The following is a 12,328-nucleotide window of genomic DNA, read 5'->3' on the forward strand; positions in this document are numbered from 1 at the left end:
GTTGCTAACGCGAGTTACAAGCCTCGCAGCGCTGGATGAACTGCACGGCTTCAAGCTCAAGCTAAAACTCAAGCCGAGGCCGAGCTTATCTGAAGCTGAGACACCGCCAAATTCAAGAACAAGGCGAAAGCGCAAGGATGCTCGCCACTCGCGGACAGGGATTCAAGCCAAACGAATGACGATGCACAGAGGACATCGAGCCGACCAAAATCATCTCACCGCATTGCGCCGCAAGATGAACTCATGATCCCGCGTCCCGCCCACGATGAATTCGTACTCGCCGGCCTTCTCGAACCCATAGCGCCCATAGAACCGCTGCGCACCGAAATTCTCCGACCACACCCCGATCCACAAAGTGCGCGGACCTTCGCGCTCGAGCCAAGCCAAAACCGTGTCGAACAGACGCGCGCCCCAGCCGCCGTTCTGCGCCTCGCGCAGTACGTACAGGCGCTTTAGCTCGCCGTCGCCCGGGGCGACTTGCGGATGCGGCAGGCCGCACGGCCCGGCCGCGGCGTGGCCGACGACGATGCCGTCGCGCTCGAGCAGGAAGATCGCGTAATCCGGGTGCGACAGGATCACCGCCTGCTTCTCGACCGAGTAGCTGTCCTTGAGGAAGAAGGCCAGATCCTCGGGCGGATACAGGTCGCCGAAAGTTTCGACGAAAGTGCGCGCGGCGATGTCGGCCACGGTGGCCGCGTCGGCGACGACGGCGCGGCGGATCGAGAACTGCGGGGTTTCGCTGGTCATAACGCCTCGCGTGGGACGACAGTGTGTCGGCGCGGCAACGGCTCGGATCGACACAGGTCAATCTAATCTGGTCATTCGAATCGGATCATCCGAATCAGATCGGCTCCGATCGAATCGGATTCCGTCGAAGCACCGACCCGGCACGAAGCCGGATCGATGCATCGATCAGCGCCGGATCAAGCCCGGCGCGGCCCGATCAGGCCGAATCTTTCTTCGGCCGCACCATCACATGCACCTCGGCCAGCTGCGCGTCCGGGATCGGCGACGGCGCGCCAGTCATCAGGCATTGCGCGGTGGTGGTCTTCGGGAACGCGATTACGTCGCGGATCGACTCGGTGCCGGCCATCAGCGCGGCGATGCGGTCGATGCCGAAGGCGATGCCGCCGTGCGGCGGCGCGCCGTACTTGAGCGCGTCGAGCAGGAAACCGAACTTACCCTCGGCCTCTTCCGCGCCGATGCCGAGCAGGTCGAACACGGCCGACTGCATCTGCGGACGATGGATGCGGATCGAACCGCCGCCGATCTCGTTGCCGTTGAGCACCATGTCGTAACCGCGCGACACCGCGGTCTTGGCGTTGGCGCGCAAGTCGGCGATGTCGTCCACCGCGGGCGCGGTGAAGGGATGATGCAAGGCGACGTAACGCTGCGCCTCTTCGTCCCATTCGAACATCGGGAAATCGGTGACCCACAACGGCTTCCAGCCGTCCTGAATCAGGTTGAGGTCCTTGCCGAGCTTCAGGCGCAACGCGCCCATGAAATCGCTGGCGGTCTTGTAATCGGCCGCGCCGAAGAAGATCGCGTCGCCGGTCTGTGCGCCGCTGGCTTCGACGATCTTCGCAAGCGTCGCGTCGTCGAGGAACTTGGCGATCGGCGAGTTGATGCCTTCGCGGCCCTTGCTCGCGTCTTCGATCTTCATCCACGCCAGGCCCTTGGCGCCGTACTTGGCGGCATGCGCGCCGGCTTCGTCGATCTGCTTGCGCGACCAGCCCGCGGCGCCCGGCGCGCGCAATGCGATCACGCGGCCATCGGCGTGATTGGCCCAGTCGGTGAAGACCTTGAATTCGCAGCTCTTGACCAGCTCAGCGATATCGACGAATTCCAGGTCGATGCGCAGATCGGGCTTGTCCGAACCGTAGCGACGCATCGCCTCGGCGTAGGTCATGCGCGGGAACTGCGCGTCGAGTTCGACCTCGATGGTTTCCTTGAACACCACCCGGATCATGTCCTCGACCGTGTCCTGCACGTCGCGCTCGGACACCCAGGCGAACTCCATGTCGAGCTGGGTGAATTCGAGCTGGCGGTCGGCGCGCAGCGCTTCGTCGCGGAAGCAGCGCGCGATTTGATAGTAGCGGTCGAAGCCGGCCACCATCAGGATCTGCTTGAACAACTGCGGCGACTGCGGCAACGCGTAGAACTCGCCCGGGTGCATGCGCGCCGGGACCAGGAAGTCGCGCGCGCCTTCGGGCGTGGCCTTGGTCAGGATCGGGGTTTCGATGTCCTGGAAATTACGCGCGTCGAGCCAGCGGCGCAGCGACTGCACCAGACGGATGCGGGTGCGCATCATCTTCTGCATTTCCGGACGGCGCAGGTCGAGGTAGCGATAGGTCAGGCGGGTTTCCTCGCCGGCGTTTTCATGGGCATGGAACGGCAGCGGCTCGGCCTTGTTGAGCACGTCGATCGACGTCGGCAACACTTCAACCTTGCCGCTGCGGATCTTGTCGTTCGCCGCGCCGCGCGCGCGCACGGTGCCGGTGACGCGCACGCAGCTTTCCACGCTCAGGTCGCTGGCGGTCTTGAACAGATCGGCCATGTCCGAATCGACCACGATCTGGACCACGCCTTCGTGATCGCGCAGATCGGTGAACACCACGTGGCTCTGGACGCGATTGGTGTTGACCCAGCCGCACAGGGTGACGGTCTGGCCGATCAGCGCCTCATCGACGAGGCCGCAGAAGTGGGTACGCATGGAAACTCCGAATTGGTCGATCTGTGGATCGTGGGGGGTGCATCGGCCGGTAAGGGCGGGCGGGTCCGGACCGGGCCGCGGCGGGTGGCCGGGTGCGATCGCTGACCGGCCGGGGGCCGGGACCGAGCTGTCTAGAATACTAGACAAAGGCGTATGCGCCTTATGCCTCGAGCCAAGCCACATATCCGCGGGCTTGAACGCCGCTGGCGTCGTCATCCCGGGAGCCGCAGACATCACAACCGTCATCCCCGCGAAAGCGGGGATCCAGAGACTTCAGAGCCCTGCCTGGATCAGGCCCTGAATCCCGCCGTCGCGCGGATGTCGGCTGGAATTGGCGCGGCACATCACCATGGCAAGCCCAGGACGTTGGGATCCGAGACTTCACAGCCATGCCTGGATGGAACCCTGGATCCCCGCCTTCGCGGGGATGACGGCCGGCATTAACGCGGTTCGCCGCTGCGGCGAGCCCGGAAACGAAACGGGGCGCCTCGCGGCGCCCCATCGGATCGGTGTCGAAAGAGCTAGCGGGCCGTATAGCCGCCTGGCGAATCGCTCAGCTGGCGGCACCGCCACTCGCCGGCTTGCTCGCCGGGGCCGGATCGGCCTTCTTTTCGGACTTGCTTTCCGCAGACTTGCTCTCGGCCGGCTTGCTGTCGCCGCCAGCGGAGCCCGACCCGCCCGACGAAGAACCGCCGGAGCTGCCCTCGCCGGCCAGATTGCGCTTCTTGTCGCCGTCCTTCTTGAAATCGGTCTCGTACCAGCCGCCGCCGGCCAGGCGGAACTGGGGCGCGGTCAATTGGCGGCCGACCTTCTCGGCGCCGCATTCGGGGCACACGGTCGGATCGGCGTCGGACAGCTTCTGCAGGCGATCGAAGCTGTGTCCGCAGGCGCTGCACTGGAAGGCGTAGATGGGCATGGCGGTGGGCTGTGTTCGGGAACGGCGGACTGGCAGTGTGGGGGCGGATCGCGCCGATGCAAGCGCCGGCGCGTGGTTCGGATCGGCCAGCGGATCATCGCGGCCTGCCTCGGAGGTCTTTTTCAGGACCGTTTCACGCCGGTTTGCGGGTCGTTTCATGGCCGTTTTTCGGCGATCGCCAGGGCGCGGTCCGTGCCCCTTCAGGGCTCGCTCGGCGCCGCCGCAGGCTCGACCGGACCATACGCACACTGCGGGTCGATGGCGGTATCCAGGCAATCCGAAAACAAATACACCACCCGGGCCTCGATCCTCGCCACGCGCTCGCCGTCGAGCTGGGCATGTCCGTCGATACGGCCGACGAAGCTGACCTCACGGAACGGCGCGAACCGCCGCGCGTCGTAAAACCCGGCGCGGCAGGCGACGAAACGCTCGCCGTTGGAATCGCGGCCCCAATCCGGCCGGCCACCCGGACTCAGGCGCGCGGCGCGCATCGTGAAGCAACTGCGACCGCCCTCGAACGTCAACCGTTCGATCCCGCCGCCCCAGCGCACCATCACGCCCTGGCGATCGGCGCGGGCGGCTTCGCCCGGGGTGATCGGGTCGAAATCACCGCGCAGCGGGTCGGCGGCCCACGAAGCAGGTATCGGCGCAACGGCGTCAGTGTGCGACGGCGACGGCCCACCGCTCGCACACGAGGCCAGCCCAAGCACACACACCACCAACACAAGGCCACGTACATCCATTCGAATCATCCTTTACCGCTTCGCATCGTGCTGGGCCAGCGTGCGATACGCATCAACGAAAACCCGACGTCGCCGATGCGGGCACGGCGCCCACATCGGCAGAGTCTCATGCATCAAGGCCCGGTCGGCGGCACCGATGCCAGGCAATCCCCGGCAATGCATTCGATATAGTCCGCGCGCGAGTCGAGCAACTGCACCTGATACGGCCCGGTGTAGCCGGCGGGGGCGAGGAAATCATTGGAATAGAAATCCGACACCCCATACAGCCGTGCGCCGACCCGATACAGCGGGCGGAAATAGCGCACGCGCGAGGGCGCGCAGGTCTCTGCTCCGGTGGCAAACGCCTGCGTGCAATTGGCCACGATGAATGAGGTGGGCCGATTGGGAAACAGCGCACGGAAAGAATAGTCAGGGACGCCGGAGCCGGTGGGGTAGTTCCAGCTGGTCTGGCTAGAGCTCACCTGGTTGCCCAGGATGTTGACATCACGTCCGCTCCCGTCTGGGAAACGGCGGATTTCGAAAATTCGAGCCGCCGGATAGCGCGCCAGCCGCCCCTCGGACGCCGGTGTACGCCACGAACCGACCGGCGATCCCAGCGTGATGCCAGGCTGCTCCACCATCGCGACGCTGGCGCCCACGAAGTAACCACCCGCCGCCCGCGCCAGATAGATCAGCGGGCGCGAGGCCTCGCTGCCGGCGGCATAACGCCAGAAGGTGCTGTCGGTCCCCGGCTCCATCGGCGTGTTGCCCCTCACCACCTGCAATGCGCCGTTGCCGATGAGTTGATAACTGAAACTGCGTTCCACGCCGTAGCTCGGAAGGATTTCCATGCGCTCGCCGACGCCGTCGACGGCGCGGAAGGAACCGCCGTGGCCGTAGCGAAACCAATACGGAGCATGCGCGCATTTGCCGAATCCCGGCTGATACGCGGCACGCTGAGTCCAGGTACAGGCGCTCGGCAGCGAGTAGGTCGGGAACTGCAGGCCATCTCCCAGCAATTGGCCCCAAGGATATTGCAGAGACGCGGCATTGAGATCGAACGCCGACCACACCGCGTACGTCGTTGTGTCTTCCGCGAATTGACCTGCCGGGGAGATGTGGCTGTCCGACCACAGCGAGCGCGAAGCCCACAGACTGTACTCGTCGCCCACGACCAGACGGCGCAAGGTATGCCCGCGCGAGACACGATGCACCGGCAACGGTTGGAACAGAGAGAACGGCAGATAACGCAGCACGTTGCGCGTGCCGGCCTCGCCAACCGGAGTGAGCGAGAGCTCGCCTTGGCCGTTAATCGCCGCGGTGTAGCGCGGATGGGTGACCAACACCTCTTCCTCGAACAAGGCGAAGCTGCCGTCGCTCTGGCGATACAGCAACTGCAATTCGCTCAACGACACCGCCGGTTCGTTGATCGGCAGCGGCGCGAGCATCGCGGTCAAGTCGGGCAACTGCGCCAGCGAGGTAAACGGCACGTAATCGGCTTGCGAGAACAGATAAGCTTGCGAGGCCGGATAGAAATCCTGGGTCCAGAGGAATTCCGCATAAGCGGCCGGTGCCTCCAACAATTGCTGCCCGTCCTGATAGCCCTGCGGCAAGGCGACCGCGCCGGACGCGAACGCGTCGAGCAGATAGGCAACCATCATCAGATCGTTGCCGACGATCGAACGGGTCATGGTTTCGAACTCGCTGTCGCTCGCGGCGTCGCGGCCTTCCAATCCCATCCGCACCAACCAGGCCAGCGCGGTGCTGAACGGAGACACCCGCAACGAGGCGCGCTCGGCCAGGGTGACATCGCCATCGCCGCCGGAAACAGCCTGCAATTTGCCGGCGCTGCCGAGCACGGAGCGGTACCGCGCGCGCGTGGAAACCACCTCCACCGTCACCATCTCGGCGTCGTTCAAGGCATTGATCGATGCGGTGTACGTCGCGCCCTGAACGATGGCCGGGAACAACCGACCGCCGACGATCACGGTCGCGGTCACCGGTTCGTTGGCGGAAGCCAAGCCGGCGATCTCGCCATTGAGGCTCAGATCGATCGATACCTGGCTTGAACGATGCTCGCTAGCTGCCGACAACGGCGTGGCGCGGGTTTCAGCGACCGACGAAGCGCCGATACGCTGCGTCCACTGCGTCACTGCGCCCGGATCGGACACGGCCGTCACGGTGGCGCCCGCACTCAATACGACGAAAGCGGCCAAAAGGCCCTTCCCTGCTTTCATGTTCGAATCCCTCGAAGCCGAAGACCATCGTCCTGGACGGCATTCGCCTCCGTGGCTGCGGCGAACCCGCCCCAGCCGGACCATCTCCTGGCACGCAATCTATCCCAGCAAACCAGGCTAATCCAGATGGTTATATCTGGAGTGGTCTACCGAGATCGCGACAGGTCGACCATGGCACTCGCCGCCGCCGGCTCAACCCACGCCGGCGGCACATCACGCCTTAAGCCGCGTCGTACAACGCCATCCACTCCGCCTCGGCCTTGGCCAGTTCGGCGGCGACTTTCTCGCGCTGCTTCGCAAGTTCCGCGGCGTTGTCGCCACCGCCGGCGTACTTGGTCGGGTCGGCGAGGTCCATATCGAGCGTGTGCAATTTCGATTCCAGCTCGGCCATGCGCTTTTCGGCTTCGGCCAGCTTGAGCGGGTTGGCCTTACGCGAGGATTTCGCTGTCGGTGCCGCCGCGCTCGCGGCGGCTGCCGCGGCCGCCGCGGCCTTGGACGCGGCCGCGCCCTTGCCGTCGTTGCTGTTGTCGCGCGTGCGCAGCCACACCGCGTAGGCGTCGAGGTCGCCGTCGAACGGCTGGGCCACGCCGTCGGCCACGCGCCAGAAGGTTTCGCAGACCAGGCCGATGAGATGGCGGTCGTGCGAGACCAGCACGATCGCGCCTTCGAAATCCGACAAGGCCTCGGCCAGCGCTTCGCGCACGTCCAGGTCTAAGTGGTTGGTCGGTTCGTCGAGCAGCAGCACGTTCGGCTTGCGCCAGGCGATCATCGCCAGGGCCAGGCGCGCGCGCTCGCCGCCGGAGAAGCCATCGACCGATTCGAACGCGCGGTCGCCGGGGAAATTCCACTTGCCGAGGAAATCGCGCAACTGCTGGGTCGGCACGCCGGGCGCGATCTCGATCAGATGATCGATCGCGCTGACGCCTTCATGCAGCGATTCGACCGTATGCTGGGCGAAGTAGCCGATGCGCAGGTCCGGATGGCCGCTGCGTTCTCCGGTCAGCAGGTCCAGCTCGCCGACCAGCGATTTGACCAGGGTCGATTTACCCGCGCCGTTCGGACCGAGCAAGGCGATGCGATCGCCGGCTTCGAGGATGAAGCTGACATCGTCGAGCACGACGTGATCGCCGTAACCGCAATCGGCATGGACCAGGCGCAGCAATGCGTGCGGCAGCTTGACCGGGGCCGGGAACTCGATCCGCATCGCGCGCTCCATGCGCACCGCCTCGGTGCCGACCATTTTGGCCAGACGCTTGACCCGCGACTGCGCCTGCTTGGCCTTGGCCGCGCTGGCGCTGAAGCGGTCGATGAAGCTCTGCAGGTGGGCGCGTTCGGCCTGCTGCTTTTCGTGGGTGATCTGCTGCAGGCGCAGGTGTTCGGCGCGCTGGCGCTCGAACGCGGTGTAGTCGCCGGTGTACAGCTTGGCCTTGCCGTCGTGCAGATGCAGGGTGTGGGTGGTGACTTCGTCGAGGAACTCGCGGTCGTGCGAGATCAGCAGCAAGGTGCCCGGGTATTTCAGCAGCCATTGCTCCAGCCACAGCACCGCGTCGAGGTCCAGGTGATTGGTCGGTTCGTCGAGCAGCAGCAGGTCAGACGGCGTCATCAGCGCGCGCGCCAGGTTCAGCCGCACCCGCCAGCCGCCGGAGAATTCCTTGACCGCGCGTTCGTGGGTGTCGGGCGAGAAGCCCAGGCCGTGCAGCAGCTTGCCGGCGCGCGCGGTGGCGTCGTAGCCGCCGAGCTCTTCGAGCTGGTGGTGGGCCTCGGCGACCGCTTCCCAGTCCTCGCGCTCGACCGCTTCGCGCTCGGCCACCAGGACCTTGTAGACGGTGGCGTCGCCGGACAGGACGAAGTCCAGCGCCGGGTCGTCCAGGGCCGGGGTTTCCTGGGCCACGCTGGCGATGCGCACGCGGTTGGGCACGTCGATGTCGCCGCGATCGGCCTCGACCTCGCCCTGGATGGCGGCGAATAACGACGACTTACCAGTGCCGTTACGACCGATCACGCCCACCCGCCAACCGGCGTGCAGGGTCAGGTCTACGTTGGACAGCAGCAGGCGTTCGCCGCGCCGCATGGCGAAATCACGGAAAGAAATCATGCCGATATGGTCGCATGACTGATCGGTATTTGCTCATGAGCACAAGTTCGGCCGCGCCCGGGGCGGGCATCGAATAATCGGGACGTCGGCCTCAGACCGCCCCCACGCGTCAACGAGCTCGCCATCCGCGGCAAAGCGCCCCTCGCGCCGGCCGCGGCGGCGGCGTTCGTCCCGACGTCCCCCGATCGACCGCCCGGAGTCACCATGTCCCGTCGTATTTCTCTGCTCAGCACCGCCGTTTCGATCGCTCTCGCCACCTCGCCCGCCTGGGCCCAGGACGCCGGCGCCCCCGAAGCCGCCGCCTCGAACCCCACCAACCTCGACACCCTGATCGTCACCGGTACCCGCGTCGCGGACCGCACCGTGGCCGAGTCCACCGCGCCGATCGACATCATTTCCCCGCAGACCCTGGAGTCGACCGGCACCGTCGAACTGGCCACCGCCCTGTCGCGCGCCCTGCCTTCGCTGAATTTCCCGCGCCCGGCGATCACCGACGCCACCGACGCGGTGCGTCCGGCGCAGTTGCGCGGCCTCGCGCCGGACCAGGTGCTGGTGCTGGTCAACGGCAAGCGCCGCCACACCACGTCCTTGATCAACCTCAACGACAGCATCGGCCGCGGCTCCTCGCCGGTCGACCTCAACGCGATCCCGATCGCCGCGATCGAACGGGTCGAAGTGCTGCGCGACGGCGCCTCGGCGCAATACGGCTCCGACGCGATCGCCGGCGTCATCAATATCGTGCTCAAGGGCTCGGGCGAAGGCGGCTCGATCGCCGCGCGCTACGGCCAGTTCAGTGCCGGCGATGGCAAGCAGTACCAGTTGTCCGGCGATGCCGGCTTCAAGCTCGGCGAAAACGGCAGCGTGCATCTGTCCGCACAGGGCGGCCACAGCGACAACACCGACCGCGCGCGGCCCTATCTCGGCACGGTCACGCCGACCAGCAATCCGCCGGGCAAGGTCGTGCATCGCTACGGCGATCCGGAAATCGACCAGGCCGCGGTCGCATTTAACGCCGAGTACAAGGCGGCCGAGGGCGTGGAGTTCTATTCCTTCGGCACCGCCAGCCGCCGCCGCGCGATCTCCAACGGCTATTTCCGCGCGCCCGGCAATGCCAACAACATCCGCTCGGTGTATCCCGACGGCTTCCTGCCGCAGATCGACAACGTCAGCAAGGACCGCGCCCTGGTGCTAGGCCTGCGCGGCCAGACCGCCGGCGGCTGGAACCTCGACCTGAGCTACAACTACGGCCAGAACCAGCTCGATTTCGACGTGCGCAACAGCCTCAACCGCACCCTCGGCGCGACCTCGCCGCACGACTTCTACATCGGCGCGCTGGAAGTGACCCAGAACGTGCTCAACGCCGATTTCAACAAGGCTTTCGACGTGGGTTGGCTGAAGTACCCGCTCACCTTCGCCTTCGGCGCGGAATGGCGCGGCGAGAAATTCAACCAGAGCGCCGGCGAACTGGCGTCGTACGTCGCCGGCCCCGAACCCGGCGCGCCGGGCGCGCAGGTGTTCCCCGGCTTCACTCCGTCCGACGCCAGCCGCCGCAATCGCAACAGCCATTCGTTCTACGCCGACCTGGAAACCGACGTGACCGACAAGCTGTCGCTCGGCGCGGCCGCGCGTTACGAAAGCTACAGCGACTTCGGCGAAACCACCTCGGGCAAGCTGTCGGCGCGTTACGCCTTCACCGACAAGGTGGCGCTGCGCGGCACCTTGTCGACCGGTTTCCGCGCGCCGTCGCTGCAGCAGCAGTTCTACCAGTCGACCCAGACCGTGATCGTGCTCGGCGACCCGACCCCGTTCCAGGTCCGCACCTTCGCCGTCGACGACCCGGCCGCGATCGCGCTCGGCGCCGAGCCGCTCAAGGCCGAGGAATCGACCAACATCGGCCTGGGCCTGGTGCTGCAGCCGATCGAATCGTTGTACATCACCGTCGACGCGTATCAGATCGATATCGACGACCGCATCATCCTGTCGGAAAACCTGCGCGGCCCGGCGGTGGCGAGCTTCCTGGAAGCGCGCGGTTATCCGGGCATCACCGGCGGCCGCTACTTCACCAATGCGGTCGACACCCGCACCCGCGGCATCGATATCGTCGGCAGCTACAAATGGACGCTCGGCAGCGGCGCGCTCGATCTGACCGCCGGTTACAACCACAACAAGACCACCCTGGAGCGCATCGCCGCCAATCCGCCCGAACTCACCGCCGGCGGCCTGAACCTGCAGCGCATCGGCCGGGTCGAGCAAGGCCGCATCACCCAGGGCGCGCCGCGCGACAAGTTCTTCCTCGGCGGCAGTTGGAGCACCGGCCCGTGGCGGTTCGACGCGACCGGCACGCGTTACGGCGAATTCCACAGCTTCAACGACGACCCCAGCGGCGTGCGCGACCAGACCTACGGCGCGAAGTGGACCCTCGACCTGGCCGCGACCTATGCCATCGACGGCTGGGAATTCACCGTCGGCGGCGACAACGTGCTCAACGAGTACCCGGACGAATCGATCTACGCCAACAGCGAAAGCGGCCAGTTGCCGTACAGCGGCAACTCGCCGTTCGGCTTCAATGGCGCGTTCGCTTATGCGAAGGTCGGGTACAAGTGGTGATCAAGCGGTAAGGTTGCGGGAGGCGGCTGAAACGCCGCTTCCCGTGTTTTCCCGGCAGCCACACGGCGCATGTCGCCGACACCAACCGGCCCCGCGCACAGCGGGGCTTTGTTCATGCGCTCGCCGGGCTCAGTCGAGAACCCGCTGCAGGAAATCGCGAACGAGCGGCACGGCTTGATCGAAGTGGGTTTCGAGCAGCCAATGACCGGCGTCCTCCAGCAGATGCAGTTCGGCCTGCGGCAGGTCGCGAAGATAGGCGCGGGCTGCGGCGGCGGGCATATAGCCGTCCTTGGGGCCCCACACGATCAACGTCTGCGGCTTGTGCTCGCGCAAATACGCCTGATAGCGCGGGAACCAATCGAGATTGGCCTCCAGCTTGTCCATCAAGCCGACCATCGCCTCGCGCCGTACCGGCGTGTCCATCAGCGGCCAATGCAGCTTCCACAGGTCCGGGGTGATGCGCGCGGCGACTTCGGCATCGACTTCACCGATGAATTCGTCGCGAAAGCCATGTTCGCTGACCGCCGCCTGCAATGGTTCGCGATTCCGCGGCGATCGGTCCGTCCAGTAGCGCTTGATGGTCGCGTACTTGGGGCCGAGCGCATCCTCGTAGATATCGCCGTTCTGGATGATCAACGCGGCGATTCGCTGCGGATGCGCGATCGCATGGCGCAATCCGATCTGCGAACCGTAGTCGTGCAGCCACAGCGCGTAGCGCGTCAGCCCAAGCCGGTCGGTGAACTTCGCCAGGAAATCCGCATAGGCGTCGAAGTCGTAGCCGAACCGCGACGGATCGGGCGTGCCGCTGTAACCGAATCCGGGGAAATCCGCGGCGATCGTGCGCCAGCGATCGCCCAGGGCCGGCATCAGGTTGCGGTATTGAAACGAAGAGCACGGGTAGCCGTGCGGCAACAGCAGTACCGGTGCATCGGCCGGACCGTGCTCTCGATAAAAAATCTCGACGCCGTCGATTTCAGTCGTCAAATAGCGCATGGGATTCCTCGCTCGCGATCGGAAGTTCTGCCTGCACCGATCGAT

General features: G+C 65.8%; 8 protein-coding genes. 1 reads left to right on the top strand and 7 read right to left on the bottom strand.

Features of this window, described 5'->3' with window-relative positions; genetic code table 11:
• Positions 1–210: 210 nt before the first annotated feature.
• The 6 genes from ASD86_RS00175 to ASD86_RS00200 form a co-directional block, all read right to left on the bottom strand.
• Positions 211–747: a GNAT family N-acetyltransferase gene (locus ASD86_RS00175; RefSeq protein WP_056105709.1), complete on the bottom strand. Its 537-nt coding sequence runs from the start codon at positions 745–747 to the stop codon at positions 211–213.
• 196 nt (positions 748–943) lie between these two features.
• Complete coding sequence (aspS, locus tag ASD86_RS00180; protein WP_056105710.1) at positions 944–2,713, bottom strand: aspartate--tRNA ligase; 1,770 nt, start codon at positions 2,711–2,713, stop codon at positions 944–946.
• Between the two features lie 553 nt (positions 2,714–3,266).
• On the bottom strand, positions 3,267–3,629 hold the full coding sequence (locus ASD86_RS00185) for a zinc ribbon domain-containing protein (RefSeq protein WP_056105711.1): 363 nt from the start codon (positions 3,627–3,629) through the stop codon (positions 3,267–3,269).
• A 200-nt stretch (positions 3,630–3,829) separates the two neighbouring features.
• The gene (locus ASD86_RS25655) at positions 3,830–4,372 is read right to left on the bottom strand and encodes a Slp family lipoprotein (RefSeq protein ID WP_162253583.1); all 543 of its coding nucleotides are present in this window, start codon (positions 4,370–4,372) and stop codon (positions 3,830–3,832) included.
• 113 nt (positions 4,373–4,485) lie between these two features.
• On the bottom strand, positions 4,486–6,588 hold the full coding sequence (locus ASD86_RS00195; protein WP_157475954.1) for a hypothetical protein: 2,103 nt from the start codon (positions 6,586–6,588) through the stop codon (positions 4,486–4,488).
• Positions 6,589–6,808: 220 nt separating this feature from the next.
• Positions 6,809–8,683: an ABC-F family ATP-binding cassette domain-containing protein gene (locus tag ASD86_RS00200; RefSeq protein WP_056105717.1), complete on the bottom strand. Its 1,875-nt coding sequence runs from the start codon at positions 8,681–8,683 to the stop codon at positions 6,809–6,811.
• A gap of 204 nt (positions 8,684–8,887) precedes the next feature.
• Between ASD86_RS00200 and ASD86_RS00205 the strand changes: the two genes are divergently transcribed.
• Positions 8,888–11,290: a TonB-dependent receptor gene (locus ASD86_RS00205; protein ID WP_056105719.1), complete on the top strand. Its 2,403-nt coding sequence runs from the start codon at positions 8,888–8,890 to the stop codon at positions 11,288–11,290.
• A gap of 129 nt (positions 11,291–11,419) precedes the next feature.
• Here the strand turns inward: ASD86_RS00205 and ASD86_RS00210 are convergent, their stop codons facing one another.
• Complete coding sequence (locus ASD86_RS00210) at positions 11,420–12,283, bottom strand: alpha/beta hydrolase (protein ID WP_056105722.1); 864 nt, start codon at positions 12,281–12,283, stop codon at positions 11,420–11,422.
• Between the last annotated feature and the right edge of the window lie 45 nt (positions 12,284–12,328).

This window comes from Lysobacter sp. Root690 (assembly GCF_001427785.1).
In the GTDB taxonomy this organism is placed as follows: Bacteria; Pseudomonadota; Gammaproteobacteria; order Xanthomonadales; family Xanthomonadaceae; genus Lysobacter.

Coding starts and splice junctions, on each gene's coding strand:
- ASD86_RS00185 (WP_056105711.1), bottom strand. CDS start 3,629: ATGCCCATCTACGCCTTCCAGTGCAGCGCCTGCGGACACAGCTTCGAT.
- ASD86_RS00175 (WP_056105709.1), bottom strand. CDS start 747: ATGACCAGCGAAACCCCGCAGTTCTCGATCCGCCGCGCCGTCGTCGCC.
- ASD86_RS00205 (WP_056105719.1), top strand. CDS start 8,888: ATGTCCCGTCGTATTTCTCTGCTCAGCACCGCCGTTTCGATCGCTCTC.
- ASD86_RS25655 (WP_162253583.1), bottom strand. CDS start 4,372: ATGGATGTACGTGGCCTTGTGTTGGTGGTGTGTGTGCTTGGGCTGGCC.
- aspS (WP_056105710.1), bottom strand. CDS start 2,713: ATGCGTACCCACTTCTGCGGCCTCGTCGATGAGGCGCTGATCGGCCAG.
- ASD86_RS00195 (WP_157475954.1), bottom strand. CDS start 6,588: ATGAAAGCAGGGAAGGGCCTTTTGGCCGCTTTCGTCGTATTGAGTGCG.
- ASD86_RS00200 (WP_056105717.1), bottom strand. CDS start 8,683: ATGATTTCTTTCCGTGATTTCGCCATGCGGCGCGGCGAACGCCTGCTG.
- ASD86_RS00210 (WP_056105722.1), bottom strand. CDS start 12,283: ATGCGCTATTTGACGACTGAAATCGACGGCGTCGAGATTTTTTATCGA.